This is a genomic window from Postechiella marina (assembly GCF_039538365.1).
In the GTDB taxonomy this organism is placed as follows: Bacteria; Bacteroidota; Bacteroidia; order Flavobacteriales; family Flavobacteriaceae; genus Postechiella; species Postechiella marina.
In genome coordinates this window covers 639,892-656,998 of the sequence record NZ_BAABCA010000003.1, presented here as the reverse complement: position 1 = coordinate 656,998, position 17,107 = coordinate 639,892, and the positions used below count along the sequence as shown (strand labels likewise).

The 17,107-nt window shown below is 30.4% G+C and carries 15 protein-coding genes; 6 read left to right on the top strand and 9 right to left on the bottom strand.

Annotated elements, in window-relative coordinates; genetic code table 11:
- Positions 1 to 88: 88 nt before the first annotated feature.
- Positions 89 to 3,499, bottom strand: coding sequence for an RHS repeat domain-containing protein (locus ABD715_RS09240; RefSeq protein WP_344787891.1), 3,411 nt, complete (start codon positions 3,497 to 3,499; stop codon positions 89 to 91).
- 272 nt (positions 3,500 to 3,771) lie between these two features.
- Between ABD715_RS09240 and ABD715_RS09235 the strand changes: the two genes are divergently transcribed.
- The 6 genes from ABD715_RS09235 to ABD715_RS09210 all read left to right on the top strand — a co-directional run bounded on the left by ABD715_RS09235 (position 3,772) and on the right by ABD715_RS09210 (position 10,717).
- Complete coding sequence (locus tag ABD715_RS09235) at positions 3,772 to 4,437, top strand: response regulator (RefSeq protein WP_344787890.1); 666 nt, start codon at positions 3,772 to 3,774, stop codon at positions 4,435 to 4,437.
- A gap of 20 nt (positions 4,438 to 4,457) precedes the next feature.
- Positions 4,458 to 4,874, top strand: coding sequence for a hypothetical protein (locus ABD715_RS09230; protein ID WP_344787889.1), 417 nt, complete (start codon positions 4,458 to 4,460; stop codon positions 4,872 to 4,874).
- 468 nt (positions 4,875 to 5,342) lie between these two features.
- The gene (locus tag ABD715_RS09225) at positions 5,343 to 6,764 is read left to right on the top strand and encodes a GspE/PulE family protein (RefSeq protein WP_344787888.1); all 1,422 of its coding nucleotides are present in this window, start codon (positions 5,343 to 5,345) and stop codon (positions 6,762 to 6,764) included.
- Between the two features lie 23 nt (positions 6,765 to 6,787).
- Positions 6,788 to 9,010: a hypothetical protein gene (locus ABD715_RS09220; protein ID WP_344787887.1), complete on the top strand. Its 2,223-nt coding sequence runs from the start codon at positions 6,788 to 6,790 to the stop codon at positions 9,008 to 9,010.
- Complete coding sequence (locus ABD715_RS09215; RefSeq protein WP_344787886.1) at positions 9,010 to 10,215, top strand: hypothetical protein; 1,206 nt, start codon at positions 9,010 to 9,012, stop codon at positions 10,213 to 10,215. Before ABD715_RS09220 ends, ABD715_RS09215 begins: the two co-directional genes overlap by 1 nt.
- Complete coding sequence (locus ABD715_RS09210) at positions 10,205 to 10,717, top strand: hypothetical protein (RefSeq protein WP_344787885.1); 513 nt, start codon at positions 10,205 to 10,207, stop codon at positions 10,715 to 10,717. The genes ABD715_RS09215 and ABD715_RS09210 overlap by 11 nt, the downstream gene beginning before the upstream one ends.
- Before the next feature lie 58 nt (positions 10,718 to 10,775).
- Here ABD715_RS09210 and ABD715_RS09205 read toward each other — a convergent pair whose 3' ends face one another.
- The 8 genes from ABD715_RS09205 to ABD715_RS09170 all read right to left on the bottom strand — a co-directional run bounded on the left by ABD715_RS09205 (position 10,776) and on the right by ABD715_RS09170 (position 17,090).
- Entirely contained in the window at positions 10,776 to 11,189 is a 414-nt protein-coding gene (locus ABD715_RS09205; RefSeq protein ID WP_344787884.1) for a hypothetical protein, read from the bottom strand.
- A 64-nt stretch (positions 11,190 to 11,253) separates the two neighbouring features.
- Positions 11,254 to 11,985 carry a P-loop NTPase family protein gene (locus ABD715_RS09200; protein WP_344787883.1) on the bottom strand — a complete coding sequence of 244 codons (732 nt, stop codon included), beginning with the start codon at positions 11,983 to 11,985 and terminating at the stop codon, positions 11,254 to 11,256.
- 2 nt (positions 11,986 to 11,987) lie between these two features.
- Positions 11,988 to 12,650, bottom strand: a complete 663-nt coding sequence (locus tag ABD715_RS09195) for a winged helix-turn-helix transcriptional regulator (protein ID WP_344787882.1) — start codon at positions 12,648 to 12,650, stop codon at positions 11,988 to 11,990.
- 1 nt (position 12,651) lies between these two features.
- Positions 12,652 to 12,930, bottom strand: a complete 279-nt coding sequence (locus ABD715_RS09190) for a helix-turn-helix domain-containing protein (RefSeq protein ID WP_344787881.1) — start codon at positions 12,928 to 12,930, stop codon at positions 12,652 to 12,654.
- Between the two features lie 77 nt (positions 12,931 to 13,007).
- Complete coding sequence (locus ABD715_RS09185) at positions 13,008 to 13,784, bottom strand: hypothetical protein (protein ID WP_344787880.1); 777 nt, start codon at positions 13,782 to 13,784, stop codon at positions 13,008 to 13,010.
- 21 nt (positions 13,785 to 13,805) lie between these two features.
- Positions 13,806 to 15,095 (bottom strand): tyrosine-type recombinase/integrase, encoded by a 1,290-nt coding sequence (locus tag ABD715_RS09180; protein WP_344787879.1) that lies wholly within the window; start codon positions 15,093 to 15,095, stop codon positions 13,806 to 13,808.
- Positions 15,096 to 15,348: 253 nt separating this feature from the next.
- On the bottom strand, positions 15,349 to 16,659 hold the full coding sequence (locus ABD715_RS09175; protein WP_344787878.1) for an FG-GAP repeat domain-containing protein: 1,311 nt from the start codon (positions 16,657 to 16,659) through the stop codon (positions 15,349 to 15,351).
- A 17-nt stretch (positions 16,660 to 16,676) separates the two neighbouring features.
- The gene (locus ABD715_RS09170; RefSeq protein WP_344787877.1) at positions 16,677 to 17,090 is read right to left on the bottom strand and encodes a c-type cytochrome; all 414 of its coding nucleotides are present in this window, start codon (positions 17,088 to 17,090) and stop codon (positions 16,677 to 16,679) included.
- Between the last annotated feature and the right edge of the window lie 17 nt (positions 17,091 to 17,107).

Genomic DNA, 17,107 nt, shown 5'->3' with positions numbered 1-17,107 from the left:
TTGCGAAAAGCTAAACACAAAAAGTATTAACGGTATTATATAGTGTTGTGATTTCATATATTTGAATGTGTTTTTTTCTATTAATAAATTATTGCTGACCTTTATAATGGTATTGGTTTTGTGATAGTATCTTACCATCGGCATCCTTAACCTGTTTTAAACGATTAAAGTCATCGTATTCGTAGTACATCGTATAGCCCATTGGATTCGTAGTACTGGTGACACCTATTAAGGGATCGTAAGTATAAGTGGTAACCATAGCGTTTTGCATAGATACGTGGTTTCGAATTTTATTTAATTCTATACGCATATTAGAATCACTAGTATCAGGGTTATTTATAGTAGTAAGATTAATTCCTGTAGCCTCTACTTGACTATAAGTAGCATTTTCGATCTTAGCAACTGGATACTGCTTATTATAACCCCAGATATAAGAAATCTTTATACCATTTTCTTTGGATACTTGAAGGATATTACCCTTATCATCGTAATTTTCAAAATTAACTCGTGGCTCCAGAGGTATATTAGTTCCTTTTGAAGTTTTTATAAGTGTTGGCAAAGGCAAACCAGATTGGGCATACTCGGTTTCTGTAGTAGATACAATACTTGTCCCAATTTTTTGTTGTTGCCATAGCGGAATGCTATGCATATGTTTACTTTTTAAATAAGTGTTATTTAAATCTTCTGCATATTTACTCTCACTTGTTAAAACTTCGCCTTTACTATTGGTCGTGGTTATTTGTGTTGCTAGTTTATTAACTTCATTATCATAATCATAATTAGTAGTGGTAACAACAGGATTTGTCCCGTCAAGATCATAAGTTCTTTCTGTACTAGAAAGTAATTTAATCCAATCAGATTTTATTGTGGGGTACGTTATAAATAAACTTTTATGGTCGTAGACATTATCATCAAAAGTAAAAGGTTCACCAATATGGTTATTCCAATAAGTTCTAGATATACCTACAATTAGTTCAGAATTATTAATGTTTATTGTTGGTTCTGAAGAATAATTGTTTTCTATTTCTTTTACCTTTATAAAATTGCCTGATTCCTTACTAAAATCTTGTCGCTTTAGCATCAATCCATTACTGCTATATGGCACGGGCGGAATCACGATATCATGTGTGTAATATTCGGAAACATCTGGTTCACAAAAGTATTCTTCTATTGTTCTTCCATTCTCCCCATTTGTGTTATGGTTTATTATTACTTTAGAATATCCTATTAAGTTTCCGCTACTTGATATAGCATTATTACTTTTTCGGGTCACCGTTCTGCACATCGCATCTTCTGGAATTGGAGGTAGACCAGGGTCTGGATCTGGACGAAATTCGTAGAAATACCATGCCTCAACATCTGTCATAAACACTAATGGAGAAATTCTTTTCCCGTAAGATTTCTCATTATTTGTAACTGGATCAGTGTAGTGATATATGAACTCTCTAACGTTTGTTGGAGTTGTTAATGCAGAAGTGGCATAGTCATAAATTTTTTTCACACGCTGCCCACCTCCATAATGAATAGGTAGTTCTTCTGAAGACTTTAAGGCTCTCCATTTATAATTAGCATATAGACTTGATAGACCACTTCCTGTTAGGGAGCTTTCTATAGAGTAGGTTCCTGGACTTAATGTAAAACTACCTGTTATATTGCATTCATCTGGTCCACCTTGGTTTGTACCATTATTTACACAAAACATAGAATGGTCATAATAATTACCATCTAAAGACTTAAATAATGTTGTTACATCTGAATGCCACCTATCTTTACATTCTGGATCGTAGGCATCACAAGCCAAAGTTAGACTATATTGAATTTCTACAGTTTCATTTATAGTAAAAGAATCCGATTTATATTCACCATCATGAAATTTATTATGAAAAAAAGAGTAAGAGTGGGGGCTGATAACATCCTTATCTTCATAGAAATTAGCAAACCCTATATTACCACTTGAATTTTCAAAATCATAAGTATTAGATTCATATTCGAACTCAGTTTTCCCCCCAGTGGGGTAAGTAATGGACTCTAAAGAAAAATTACTAACAACACTTGGATTTGCCCTTCTATCGGCTCCAGGTAACACAGAGTAAGCTTCATCATCAATTAAATTTCTACCGGCATATACAGGAATTAATGTAGATGCTCCACTAGCGTTATAATAGTCCCAATAATCTTTAGAAAATGAACCTTTGCCTACAAAGCTATTTGCGTTATATTCATTTACATATGAAAAAATATAGGGTTGCTTACCAGTTTCAATAACTTCCTTTAATTTTAATCTTTTGTTATTGTAATCATTTGAAGGTGTGGGGCCTGGGTAATTGGTTTCATTGCTTTTATTAAAGCCACCTACAGAATCAAAATATTCATACTCGAGTTCAAATTCTTTAATTGGGTCAGCAGATAATTGACCCAGTGCATCTTTTGTGTATAACTCAATTTTATCTAATTTTTTTCCATTATTATCTATTCTTGTATTATCGTATTCAAAAACTAACCTTCCATTGTCAAAGTCTATACTTTCTAAATAACGGTTTTGGTGTATAGATTCGGTAAAATAATTTCTCTCTGTTCCACTATTGCAACTTGCTTGGGCTAATGCATAATTTCCTGCAGATGGAGTTACTTCTAAATAAGATTTCTCTGGAGATGTTTGAGTTAGTGAAACTGTTGTTATTGTACTACTATTACTTAAATCGGAGTAATTATATGTAACTTTATCACCTGTTGGAGATTCAATTTCTTTAAGCAACCAACTCATTACATGATTAGAAAGCGGATCTCCTCCTGTGTGCATTTTTTCTTGAACATCAAACGTATATTTAAAACCTTTTCCATCATATATTATGAAGCCTTCATTATTTAATCCGTTTTTAAAACCAATATCTAGTTCTTTCTTTTCAGATAGATGTGCTGTTCCGTCTCTTGAAAACACAAAACGTCCTGACCTTCCTAAAAAGTTATAATTGTAATGATCTGGTTCGAAATCATAACCTGAAATCTCCCCTAAAAAATCAGAAATATCATAACTTCCATTATTCGCAAAAACGGGGCCACCAGTAGTGTGATTGGGAGGAAAAATTCTGTTGCCGGTAGCTGATTCCGTCTTAGTAATATCCAATATATCGGTTCTCTTATGATAGTGATTGCCATTACCTCCTCCAGTTACAAAATCGTTATATCCATAAATTGTCCTTGAAATAATACCTCCAGAATTAAGTACCCAGCCGAGACCTACTTCTCCTGCTTCTGGTTCTACCTTGATTCCTGAGGCATGGTAGCTTAAAGATATTGGTATTTGAATATCTCCCTGCCTAATGGTATAGATTGGAATACTAATATTTGGTATTCCTGTATATGTACTCACGGGGATATTGCCATATTTTTCAAAGTCCATTGCTTTTGGACTTGGATAAATTACTTCCGGTAATTCTTGAGCATAGCCAAAATTAAAATATAATAGTATAAAACTAAAAATCACTAAACATTTCTTCATAAATATATTATTTATAGATTATTACAAGTAATTATAAAATTAGTATTATGAAGAAAGAATCAAGTAAGTTCCTTTATTGCAATTTATAGGGTTAAAGAATTGAAAGTTAGAAGATTTTAATAAAAAAAACTTACTCATAATAAGTTTTAACTCATCTCAATAAAATAATAGGGAAAAACCATAAACAAAATAAGTCTTTTGCTCATATGAACTTTAAATAAAATATTTAATTTAACATTCTGTATTTTGACCAGCTAAACCGAGCTTAATTTATGAATAACATTAAAAATGTTTTAATAGTTGAAGATGAACCTATAATAGTACATTTGTTAAGAAAAATTTTTGAAAATCTCAGAGAATGGAATTTTATAATAAACTCTGCTAAAACTTGTGATATAGCCATTCAAAAAATTAATAATAGTGTAATTAGTAATCATTTTGATCTGGTTGTTTTAGATATAAATATCCCTCCATCTATCGATGGTAAAACATTATCGGGAGAGGACATTGGTATTAAATTGCGCGAATGTTTTCCAGTTGTAAAGATAATAGTTTGCACTTCTAGTAATGATAATTATCGACTCAATAATATTTTACAAACCATAAATCCTGAAGGTTTTTTAATAAAAACAGATATCGATTATAAAAACATTGTTGATGCTATTAATCGAGTTTTAGTAAGTCCTCCATATTACAGCAACAAAATTTTAAATTTAATTAGACAGCATATTTCTAATGATTTTGTTTTAGATTCTATAGATAGACTCATGCTGTATCAATTGTCTAAAGGAACAAAAACAAAGGACTTGCCAAATTTGGTGAACCTATCTAAAGGAGGTGTTGAGCGTAGAAAAAGACATTTAAAAGAAGTTTTTGATGTTGGAGATGAAGGTGATAAAAAACTTCTGGAATTAGCAAAAGAAAAAGGATATATATAAATTTCAAAAGCATAAAAAAAATGAAAACAAAAAAAGATAGCACATTAAAAATTCCGTCCTATAATTTACAAGAGGTTTTAATTGTGTTAGTGATTGTAGGTGTCTTATTACTTTTAGCACTTCCTAATTTAATGCCACTTATAAGTAAAACAAAAAGTGTTGAAGCGCAAACGCAACTTAAATTTATTTATAATTCGCAAACCACCTATAGGTATATGTATTCTAAATATGCTCAAGATTTAAGTGAAGTGGATTTTGAAGCTCCTAAAACGGTAAATCAAAATGGTACGAGTAATTATAATTACGAATTGTTAACAGCTAATAACAGTAGTTTTAAGGCAAGAGCCACTGCTATAACTGATTTTGACGGAGATGGTACTTTTAATGTTTGGGAAATTGATGAAAACGGAGTTCCTAAACAAACGGTTAAAGATTAATGTTAGCTCTAAAAATCATATTATCTTTTGCTTTTATTTGCGTGTTCCTACAAGATTATAAAGATCGACAAGTGTATTGGTTTTTGTTTCCCGCAATAGGTGTGTTAAATGGAGTGCTTTTTTATAATAGCACATTACTAGAGTTATTCTTCGTAGCATCTATTTTGAACCTTGTATTTGTTTTTTTTCTAATTTTTATACTATATGTCTATGCTAAATTTAGACTACAAACAAGCATGTTAAACACGATAGGTTTAGGTGATTTACTTTTTTTTATAGCTGTAACGGTTACTTTTTCAACATTATCTTTTATTACATTATTTATATGTGCTCTTATTTTTTCGTTGATTCTGCACATTATCTTAATTAAAAAACGAACCATTATTACAGTTCCTTTAGCTGGTTATATGAGTCTGTTTTTTTTAGTTTGTTATATTATTCAGTGGTCTTTTAACTCAATCAATTTATATGTGCTCTAGTTCTATGGCTATAGATTCCCAGATACCAACATCCATATTGCAACTTATAAGTAGTGAACAAGCGTATCATTATAATATAATTCCTGTAGAGAGTAATGGAGATACATTAGTCTTTAAATCAGATTCTGCAACAGAAAGTTTAAAAAGGGAGTTACGTATTGTTTTTGGAAAGCATATTGAAATTATTCTTGAAACACCTGAAATTATTAATTTGCTTTTGTCTAAAAATTTTAGAAAGCGAGATTTTAACAAAACTGAAGATTTATACTTTACAACAGATTTTTTAGAAAAATTATTACTTTCTGCTAAAGATATTGGTAGCAGTGATATTCATTTTGAACCATACGAACATAAATGTAGAGTTCGTTTTCGTTTAGATGGAAAATTAAAAGAATACTATATTATATCCTTATCTGAATACCCAGTAATTGTAAATAAACTAAAAATAAAAGCAGGCTTAGATATTTCCGAAAAACGCCTACCACAGGATGGCCGAATTACCATTAAAACACTACAGGATGAATTTGATATTCGTGTATCAAGCTTACCGACCTTACATGGTGAAAAAATTGTATTACGGATTTTAAGCAAGGATGCCAACCATATAAATATAGAAGATTTAGGCTTTACAAATCAAGAAATTAAAACTTATAAAGAAGCTATTAAAAAACCTAACGGTATTGTTTTAATTTCTGGACCTACTGGGTCTGGAAAAACTACTACATTGTACGCAACACTTAAGCTCTTAAATGATGATAAAACTAATATTGTAACCATTGAAGATCCTATTGAATATACACTTGAAGGTATTAATCAAGTGCAACTTAAACAAAATATTGGATTAGATTTTGCCAGTGCTCTACGAACCTTTTTACGTCAGGACCCCGATATTATTATGGTTGGGGAAATACGTGATGTAAAAACAGCAAACATGGCTATTCGAGCTGCTTTAACAGGACATTTAGTACTTTCTACAATACATACCAATTCTGCATGGGCTACCATTTCTAGACTTATAGACATGGGGATTCCTGCTTTTTTAATTGCTAGCACTATAAATGTTAGTATTGCGCAACGTTTAGTTAGAAAATTATGTAATAATTGCAAACAAGAAGAACTTATCACTAAAGATATTTTTCCAGAAAATTTCAATATTCCTAAAAATTTAATTCGGCATAATATAGCTTTAGGTTGTGATAAATGTTATCACACAGGATATATTGGCAGAAAAGCCATTTACGAGATTGTACCAATTACAAAACTATTAGTGCCTCATATAAAAAACAATCATTTAGAAATTGATAATTATTTAAAAGAAAAAGGAATAACCACTTTAAAAACAAATGCAATTGATTTAGTTAAACAAGGTATTACTTCGGTTGAAGAAGTATATGCCTTACTAATTGATTAAGTTCATAATGAACACTAAAAAATATGAAATTATTAATATATATACTATTATTAGTCTCCTGTTTTGGTTTCTCTCAAACAGGTAATCGTATTAAAACAATTAAAAACCAACTTGATTTACTTTCTGTTGAAAATGTTGGACTCACTGAACAGGCAAAAACCGAAATTAGTGTAAATAATATTTCCCTTTCTAACTTTATTCTCGCTATTTCTAATGCACATAGTGTTAATATTAATATTGCTCCAGACTTAAACCAGATAAACATTTCTAATAACAATTTTTCTGATGTTACTGTTGCAGATTTATTAGTGTTTTTATGTAAAGAGTATGATCTAACTATAGATTTTACAGGTAGTATCCTTTCTGTAAAAAAATACGTTACTCCTATTGAAGCTCCAAAAGAACGTATTATCCCTGTTTCTTTTAACCTAGAAAAAAATACCATTACTATAGATGCTAACAAAGACAAACTTTATGATGTTTTTAAACATATTATGGACGAAAGCGCAAGAAACCTTGTTTTTACACCTGGCTTAGAAAACAAAATACTTACAACTTATATAAAAGACATGTCATTTGATATTGCTATGGAAAATTTAGCATTAGCTAATAATTTATATGTCGAAAAAACAAAAGAAAACTTTTATGTATTTGAAGATAATAGTGTTTCAACAAACACAAATAAAAGTTCTCGCTTAAAGAGAGGGCAAACCCAAACATATGAAATTTTAGATATTGATAAGAAATTACTAGAGGTCGATTTTAAAAACGCCTCTATTGCAAGTATTATTAATAATTTAGGACAAGATCTTAGCATTAATATTTTTACAGCTGCTCCATTAGATAGAGCTGGAAACATAACCTTTAATGCAAAAAACATAACGTTTGATGTTTTATTGACTAAAATATTCGAACCTCAAAATCCTAACTCAATTTCTAACAATAATCGCGATAATAGAACTGAACAAAACCAAAACAATCTTGTTTCTGAATCTTCAAGTTCGTTTACATTTAAAAAAGAAGGGGATATTTATTACTTTGGAACAGAAGATCAACTTAGTGTTCGCAAGATAGAAGTTATTCATTTAATGCATCGCTCTGTTGAATTACTCTCAGACCCTACTGGAGGAAGTGGAAGAATTAGAAATGTTGGAGGAAATAGTTATGGAAGTGGTTATGGAAATAATAATTACAACAACAGTTATGGATCAAATTACAACCAAGGTTTTAGCAATAATTCTAATTACAACAATGCTTTAATAAATAATTCCTCTGGATTAAATAGAAATAGGAATCAGGGATTGTCATCATCAAACTATAATCACTCTTCTAGAACTTCACCTTCTGGAGGAAATACATCTCAAACTATTGAAGAAATTATTCCAGAAGAAATAGCTCAAGAATTAGACATAAAAATAGATCATGAGTTAAATAGCTTATACGTTACTGGCGCCAGTACCAAAATAGAGCGCCTTAAAGAATTTATAAACTATATTGACAAAACAGTCCCAGTGGTTCTAATTGAAGTTATGTTTGTTGAAGTAAGCAAAAATAACACTATAGAATCTGGAATTACTTGGGGAATTGGTGAAAGCCCTTCTGAAAATGGAGGGGACTTGTTTCCTAAAATGGACTTTACTTTAGGGGCAAAAACTATTAATAAGGTTATTAACGGGTTTAGCGGATTCGATAGGTTCAATTTAGGAAAAGTAGTCCCTAACTTTTTTGCCACAGTAAAAGCCATGGAGAGTAACGGAAATCTTAAGATAAAGTCTACTCCAAAACTTTCGACCTTAAACGGGCATCGAGCAACTTTTTCTAACGGAGAAACCTCATATTACGCCGTAACACAACGTAATATTTATGGAACGGACAACCCACAAACTTCTGAAATTACAAATTATGAACCTATTGATGCTGAATTAGGGTTAACTATAAAACCATTAGTTTCTGGTGATGGACAAGTGACTTTGGACATTTTTGTAATTCAATCAAGCTTTGGAACTAGAATCGATGAAAATGCTCCACCAGATATTAGTTCTAGAGAGTTTAGCTCTATTATAAGAGTACAAGATCAAGATATTGTAGTTCTTGGAGGTTTGGAAGAACAAATGAAAAATGATTCAGGCTCGGGAGTTCCTTTCTTAGCAAGAATCCCTATTATAAAATGGTTGTTTAGTTCTCGTAAACGTGAAGCTACCAAAGCAAAACTAACTGTCTTTATTAAACCAACTATTATTTATTAATGTTTCAACATTTACAGTCATACCTTTTATTTGGAAACCAGTTTTGTGGTGTTGAACATACTTCAAAAAAGGAAAGCGATACCATTTATGTTAATGTTTTAAAGAAAACTAAAACTAAAGTTGATATTGCTAAGTCTTTTTCTGCAAAAACGATTGACGGTGTTGCTGGTAACCTTTCAAAGAAGCAACACGTTTTTTTAATAATTAATAACGGGCATGTTTTAACTGGAACTTTAGAAAATGAATCTTCTGAAGATTTAAAACTTGTAAATAAAGCATTTCCTAACATTAATATTTCTGAGTTTTATTATGAAGTTATAAGACAAAACGCTAAATGTTTTGTTTCAGTTTGTAGAAAAACTTACGTGAATGACTTGATTGCGGCTTATATTAAATTAGGTGTGTCTATTATAAATTTTTCACTTGGAAACTCTATTTTATCTAATATGGTTAATTATATAAAAACAGCTTGCGTACAAACATCTAATGCGCTAGTTTTTTCTAATAATGATTTTATAGATAGAATAAGTTTTACCGAAGAAACAAATGAAGAACATTATAGTATTAATGGGCTAAATTCATCTAGTTCTTATATTCTATCCTTATCAGGAGGTCTTACGAGTATATTAAACGATTATCAGTCAACTAGTAATTTTCAAGATAAAAAAGGTGAGTTTATTAATGATTTTAAGCAAATTCGATTTTTTAGTCAGTTTTTTAAAATAGGGTTAATATTGACGCTCAGTCTTTTATTTATTAACTTTCTTTTTTTTAATTTCTATTATAAAAAAGTTAATGTATTGCAAGAAACATCGCAATTAAATGAAAATGCAAAAACTAAAATATTAACGCTTAATGAAGCGGTAAATAAAGCGCAGAAAATGTCTGACGATATGCTTGAAAATAGTGTTTCTAGAAGTTCATTTTTTATAGATGTAATTGTACAAAGTTTACCTGAGTCTATTTTGCTTACAGAAATTAATTATCAGCCTTTAGATAATAGAATAAAAGAGGATAAGTCTATAGCTTTACAAATTAATTCTATTATTATATCTGGCATATCTAATAATAGCGCTTTGTATTCTGATTGGATCCTATCTTTAGAAGGTATAAAATGGATAAATAAAGTTGATGTTATAAGTTATAATGATTCTAAAAAATCAATGTCTGAGTTCAGTATTAAAATGTATATAGATGACAAATAAAACTAAAAATATAGTATTAATTGTTGGGTTTATTATCGTTTTGATTTTATGTTATCAATTAGCTGTTTCTAAGACACTTGCGCTAAAAAAAGATTATAATGCTTTAAAAAAAGAAGAACTGTTATTTAAAAACACACCTAAACAATTATCGCTTTTGAAACAAAAACAAAAGTACTACAATTCACTTCTAAATAAATACCAAATACAAGGTGGTTCTATTCAAAATAACCTTTTAAAAACCATAAATATTTTTTCAAAACAAAATGATTTAAAAGTGGTTCGTTTTTTAGAACCACACCTAGTTAGTGATAATGATTTAACTGTTAAAACCTATCGATTTAGTGTTGAAGGTAATTATAATGCCTTAGTTAAACTTTTTCACCACATAGAACAACAAACAAAGTTTGGAGAAATTATTAATCTTCATTTTGTAAAGAAAAAAAAGAATAGAACAGGTAAGTACTATTTACAAGCTCATGTTTTACTCAAGAGTTTTGGATGATTATATTTATACTATAATAATCAGAAGAAGTTGTTGCTTTAATTAAAGAAATTATGAATTAATGAGCCTTTCGTTGAATAAGAGCTTTAATGGCGTTGATTTCGTTTTTTAAGCTTTCTATATCTTCTTTTGTAGCTGGCAAGGTGTTTGGAGCAAACAATCGTTTTACTCCACTTATTGCAACCTCGGCTGCCATGGTTCCTAATGCTGCATTTGAAATGGATGGCATATTAACATTATCAATTTTTTTAATTTTTTTTTCTAATTCAGTGATAGCTGTTTCTGTTTTTTTTGTTGTTAAAGCTGTACCGGTTTCTTTTATAGCGATAGGTCGTTTTTGGTAGTGACCAGGAGCGTACTTGTAGTTGTTTCTTTTGTAGCTCGCTAAGGTCTTGCAGCTAGGGGAGCAGTATAGATGGTTGCGTCTTCTTGCGTTAAATATTTCATTGCAATGTTTACAGTTTTTTTTCATAATTGGTGGTTTTTGTGTTGTTTTTGGGGTTTTATCCGTTAAAATAAGTTTAATTTAACCTTTTTTATCTTCTCATGCTTTTTCCTTTCAGCTCGATAATATTGAACATTTCATAAAACCTATCAACCATTCTTTGATCATAATTATCGCCTAGTTTTAGCAATGAGCCATTTGTATCATCTTCAAAACCAGGTAAAGGATTCATTATTAAATGTGTTTTTTTATTTAATGTACAACGACGAAGAATGACTTCTTTCATAATGTTTACGTGACCAAAATTATTAGCTACTTTTTCAGAATTCAAATCGTCAAATAGGATGGTGCCATTTGTGAAGGTTTTGTAAAAGTGATTTCTGTCTTCAGGACTTTTGGTGGCTTCGTATTTATCTACAACTTCATGAGTGGGTGTCATGGTGAATCTGTGAGGTTGATATTTTGCAAAAAGTGATTGAAAAGTTTGCATAATATGTGATTTGCCTACACCAACATTTCCAAATAATAATAATCCTTTTTTAAAGGAAGGGGCAGAAATATCGGTACGTAAATGTCTGCACTCAAAAAAGGCATCTGATTCTAAAAAGTAACAAAACAGGGGTTTTATATTTTTTATTACATTATCATCATTATATAAAAATGTTTTACTATGTAGAATGAGGTACTCTTTTTGAAAAGCTTTCCATAAATCTACTTTAGAATAAGGATGTTGTCGCTTGGTTTCTATTGAGCTTTGTTTGGTGTTTTGTTTAATCTGCTCATAAATATCAAGATTCTTTTGATGTGGTTTAATATTTTTCATGTTTAGCGGTTGGAGTTGGTATTCTTTATATTGTTACTGTTGGAGAGTTTGGGCTTTTCATTTAAGAGCCATTTTTCTAATCTTATTTTCAAATCGAAATAATCGTCCTTTTCAAAACGCATTTTATTTTTTTGAGAATTTAATTCGCTCCAATAATTAAAAAATGAGGTTAAAATATCTTTTGAATAATTAGAGTGTTCAAAAACTTGTTTTTTGAAATTTTCAATCCGCTCCTCTATTTTTAATTTATTAACCTTATTTTCTTTATTACTTTTTTTAGTTGTTGTTGATTGAATGTTAGCTGAGTGTTGCTTGTTTGTTTTTAGAGGTGTTTTTTGACTGTTAGTTGGGGTCTTTGTTGATTGCCTATTGTTGTAGTTTACAATGGTTATAAGGGTAAATTTGTTTGTTGTTTTGCGTGTTATATATCCGCCGGATTCAAGTCTTTTGAGAGCGGTTCTAACTTGTTGAATTGATAGAGATAATTCGTTTGCAAGGTGATTATTTGATGTGATGAATTGACCTCTTTTTACATCTGTGCCTTGCCATTTTTTATCTGAATAGTTGGCGCGTAAAATAAGGTGAACGAAAACCCTGAAGGTTTCTGAAGATTGATACCATTCCCAGTCAAGAAGGTCTCTATGCAGCATTATAAATCCTACCATGCTAATCTTGTTTTACGAGTTTAGCAAAAATATCACTCTTCTTATAGTACACACGGTTGCCTAAGCGGTATGAAGGAAGGATTCCATTTTTTCTCCAGTTCCAAAGTGCTTGTTTGGAGCATTTAAGAAGATTTAAAGTTTCTTCTACAGTTAGAAGATCTTCATCGTTTTTTTCTTGTTTTAATTGAAGCAGTTTGTATTTAGCTTCAACCGCATCAGAAATCTGAACCGTTAGTTCATCTGGTGTTATATTATAAATTGTTACTTGTTTTGAATCCATTTAACTCTGTTTGACTTGTTACTTCAACAAAAGTCTTGATAAATGGAGGTTTTAGAGGTGTCAGTAGGTATCGATACCTAACCTAGTAAGCCTGAATCGGGAAGGTTAAACCCTTGATTATCAAAGTTTTTTTTCAGGTTTATATGTTTTTCGGATTCTGAATTTAAGTATACACGTAAAGTGTTTGGTGTTGTTTTACTTTCTAAATTAAACGCTGATATTATTTGGCGAGAAAGTTCAGTAAGGTTTATTTCCTTATCTTTTCCGGTTGGAGGAGAGATGTAGCCTTCATCTATAAGGCTTCTAACTAGAAAAGCTAAATGACTTGGCTTACCGCACCAGTTTAGTGGGGTTGAATTAGTATTTGTGCTTGATAATTTTTCTATAAAGTTTAAAGTGATAGAGTGTCTTTCTTCAAATTCTTCCGTAAGTTTACCGATGTGCGTCCAATGATAAAACATATAGTATTCAAATTCACTGTTTTTAATTGTTCCTTCTGTTTCGATAAAGCCATCTTCTAACTTAATTTCCTTATAATACTCCATTCCTCCTGCAAGAGAAGAGTATGCATTCTTAATGATTGTTTTAATGGAGGGTAGAACCTTTAATTTTAATGTTTTTATAAAACGTTCCGGGTTTATTGAATTGTCATTTTGAAAAGTAAGAAAATCTTCAAGTTCTAATATGTCAATATCAAATAATGCTTTTTTTAAGAAAACTTTCAAGTAGAAATCTTTTTCAAGCTTTGGCTCGTAATAGCTATAGTTGTTTAGTGTATATTCTGAAGGAACTTCTTTTGTGTTTTTTCTGTCTTTGAATGAAATTTGATCTAAGGCAAATATATTTTGATACATATGTTGAGTTTAAATATTGAGTTAATTGAAAAATGCTGAGTCTGCTATTTTAACAGCTCTTTCTTGCGGCGTAACTTTTATATAATTATAAAATTCTTTCTCTGTTGTATGTCCGCTTAATGCCATAATATCAATTACAGGCATTTTTGATAAATATGCATTTGTACAAAAAGAGCGTCTTGCTGAGTGTGTTCCTATCAAACTATATTTTGGTGTAGTCTTTTCTTTAACTACTCCTCCAATGGTTATTTTAGTTGTTACTCCTTCTTTGATTTTTGCTTTTCGGCCTATTTTTTTTATGTATTCATTTATATGTTGATCTGGCATTTTTTTTGGTAAGCCACCTTTGTAGCGCAAATCCATGATTTGTATTATTTTGGGATGGATCGGTATATAGACTGTTTTTTTAGTTTTTTTCTGGTGTATTTCAAAAACCTTTTTGCCTTCAAAAATTTTAATGTTTTTTTTGTTAAGTCCATTATAATCTGAAACTCTTTGTCCGGTATAATATCCTATCAAAAAAATATCTCTTGCTCTTTCCCAGTCTTTATTGAAAGATAGGTCCAGTTTGTATAGTTCGTCAATTTCTTCAGCGGTTAAATATATGGATGTGCTTTTTTCAGAGACTCTTTTAAAGTCTCTGTGTTTATATTTTAAATTACTATTAATATCGTCTTCCGTGGCTCTGTTTAAAAGTGCAATTATATTTTTTATATGCTTCCCCACTGTGTTTAGTGAAAACTCTCTGTTTTCTAAAAAACTTACAAAAGCATAATAGAACGTCATGTCTATTTTATCGAAGTCTAGTTTAAAGTTTTTTTCTTCATTAAAATCCTCAATTTGTTTAATTGTTTGTTTATAGGATCTAATAGTGGTTGGGCTCAATTTCATGCTAGCAGCATTAATTTGATTATCGTCGTGAGTTTTTGTGAAATCGTTAGCGTATTTTATAAAACTAATTTTGGTTTCTTGAGCTTCTATGTTTTTGCCTAAAATTTTATCATAGATTGCTTTTAGAGTTTCTTTGCTTTGTTTATCTTCCTCTGTTAGCTTAGATGTCGCTTTTATAAATTTTAACTCAATCTCTTTTAGACGATTGTTAATTGTCTCTCTATTATTTATAGTAGAGACGGATCTGATTTTTTGATTTTTTGAATCCCAATTTTTGGGTATTGTTTTGAACCCTGTTGAATACTTTAGTCTATTACCTCTTCCGTAACTATATTCGAAAATTATTGAGGTTTCTTTTGATAGTTTAGTTTGCTTCAGTCTAAATGAAACTGTTCCAGATGTAGATTGTATTGTATTCATAATTTATCTAGTTTTAAAAAAGGGGCAACAATCGGGGCAACATTGTGTTTAATTATATAGATTACAAATATAAACATATTATCTAATAAACCTTAAAACATCTATTTTTAAAGGGTTTTGGTGCTTTTTATATAAAATAGAGTAACATAGTATAAATATTAAAATGGTCCAAGTGGGACCACTTTTAGAAATTGTAAAGCCTTTCAAGAAATTGAAAGGCTTTTTTAGTTTTTAAAAGCAATAGTAAAAAAAATCACTTACCTCTATGCATCCAAAGCGTGACACGCTCTGTTTGGTTAAAAGGCGGATAAACATAAACGCCTCCAGTTACTAAATCTGTAAATCCGTCGTTATTAAAATCGCCAAGTTCTAAAGTAATTAAGTGTGTTGGCGATTTAGCTATAGTGTGTTTTTTAAAGGTGTTGCTGCCTGTGTTTTCTAGCCAAATTAAACTTTCTGCGTTGGGTTTGTCCCAATAATTAAATCCGCTAACAGCAAAAATGTCATTATCGTTGTCTTTATCAAAATCTGTGGCCCTTGCACTAAAAGCGCCAGGGAAATTAATTATGTGGTGGTATTTAAAATTTAAATTGCCTAAGTTTTCTAACCATTGTATACCATGCCAAGGTCTTGGTAAAGGTGGTAAGTAATCGAAAGCATCTCCGTTGGTATAAAGTATATCTGGTTTGCCATCTTTGTTTATATCTGCTATAGATATGCCGCTAGATCCAAAATCTTCGTTGCTAGAGCCCCATAGTTGTTTTTGTTTAAAATGGCCTTTGCCATCATTCTCAAAGCAATATATTTTTTCCCATTCTTGGGTAACTAAAGAAATTATATCTAAATCGTTATCAAAATCAATATCTATAAGTTCAACATTTATTGGCCCCGAAATGTTTTGTAAATAATGTGTTTTAAATTTCCAGTTTCCTAAATTTTCTATCCAACAGGTTGCGCCATCATCATAACCAAATTGGGCTGCAGCTAGGTCTATATCGCCATCGCCATCAATATCACCAGCTCTTACATCTGCTACACGAGCTATGTTTTTGGCTATAATTTGTTTTTTAAAATTGTTTTTACCATCGTTTTCAAGAACAATTACAGAACCAATTTTATCGTTATTAGGAAAAAGCATGCCCAAAACAGCAACTATTATATCTTTATCGCCATCGTTGTCAAAATCTACAACCTCAGTATGAGCTGGTGCGTTTATGCTATTTGCAATTGTATGTTCTGTATATGTGTCTTTTGGTTCTTGCTTAATTATAGAAACTAAGTTGTTTTTAATATCGCAAACAATAACATCTTGTAAGCCATTTTTGTCAATATCGTTTACAGTAAGATTAGATATTTGTGGTGGTTCTTTAAATGTTTTACCTATGGTTATTGGCGTAAATACTTTAGGTTTTTCTTGTTGTTTTACGTTATTTTTAGCTTCTTTTTTTTTGCAATTATAACAAGTTGTTAAAACTAGTAATATTAATAATAACGTGCTTCTTAAAGGTTTTAAATTTTGGTAGAAGAGTTTTCTTTTTGATGTGTTATAAGACCATGATGCCATAAAATTATTGATGGTATTTAGTTTGTTTTTTTATTTATAGATATTATATAATCTACAATACAATTAATTTCGTTGGTTGTAAGTATTGGTTTTGGCATTTTACTGTTTTTAAACTCTATAGGTTTTTCAAAATCGGGATGTATAATAGATTGTAAAATGTAGTTTTTATCTATTATAACGGTATGCTCAACCTTTTTTCTTATAACTTTTATTTCTGTTCCTAAAATAGTGTTTAAAGACGGGCCATAAAGTTTTTTGCCAGATAAAGAGTGGCAAGTTGCGCAACCTACAGATGTAAATAACTTTTGCCCTTTTTCTATTTGTTCTAGTTTAGGCTTTTTGTCTATTTTTTTGCACCCTAAAATACTAAGCAAACACATTGAAATAAAAAAAGAAGCAATTTTTGTGTTATTTGTTTTTGTAAGGCGCAAGGTTATGTTTTAGTTTA

Coding starts and splice junctions, on each gene's coding strand:
- ABD715_RS09240 (WP_344787891.1), bottom strand. CDS start 3,499: ATGAAGAAATGTTTAGTGATTTTTAGTTTTATACTATTATATTTTAAT.
- ABD715_RS09235 (WP_344787890.1), top strand. CDS start 3,772: ATGAATAACATTAAAAATGTTTTAATAGTTGAAGATGAACCTATAATA.
- ABD715_RS09230 (WP_344787889.1), top strand. CDS start 4,458: ATGAAAACAAAAAAAGATAGCACATTAAAAATTCCGTCCTATAATTTA.
- ABD715_RS09225 (WP_344787888.1), top strand. CDS start 5,343: ATGTGCTCTAGTTCTATGGCTATAGATTCCCAGATACCAACATCCATA.
- ABD715_RS09220 (WP_344787887.1), top strand. CDS start 6,788: ATGAAATTATTAATATATATACTATTATTAGTCTCCTGTTTTGGTTTC.
- ABD715_RS09215 (WP_344787886.1), top strand. CDS start 9,010: ATGTTTCAACATTTACAGTCATACCTTTTATTTGGAAACCAGTTTTGT.
- ABD715_RS09210 (WP_344787885.1), top strand. CDS start 10,205: ATGACAAATAAAACTAAAAATATAGTATTAATTGTTGGGTTTATTATC.
- ABD715_RS09205 (WP_344787884.1), bottom strand. CDS start 11,189: ATGAAAAAAAACTGTAAACATTGCAATGAAATATTTAACGCAAGAAGA.
- ABD715_RS09200 (WP_344787883.1), bottom strand. CDS start 11,985: ATGAAAAATATTAAACCACATCAAAAGAATCTTGATATTTATGAGCAG.
- ABD715_RS09195 (WP_344787882.1), bottom strand. CDS start 12,650: ATGGTAGGATTTATAATGCTGCATAGAGACCTTCTTGACTGGGAATGG.
- ABD715_RS09190 (WP_344787881.1), bottom strand. CDS start 12,930: ATGGATTCAAAACAAGTAACAATTTATAATATAACACCAGATGAACTA.
- ABD715_RS09185 (WP_344787880.1), bottom strand. CDS start 13,784: ATGTATCAAAATATATTTGCCTTAGATCAAATTTCATTCAAAGACAGA.
- ABD715_RS09180 (WP_344787879.1), bottom strand. CDS start 15,095: ATGAATACAATACAATCTACATCTGGAACAGTTTCATTTAGACTGAAG.
- ABD715_RS09175 (WP_344787878.1), bottom strand. CDS start 16,659: ATGGCATCATGGTCTTATAACACATCAAAAAGAAAACTCTTCTACCAA.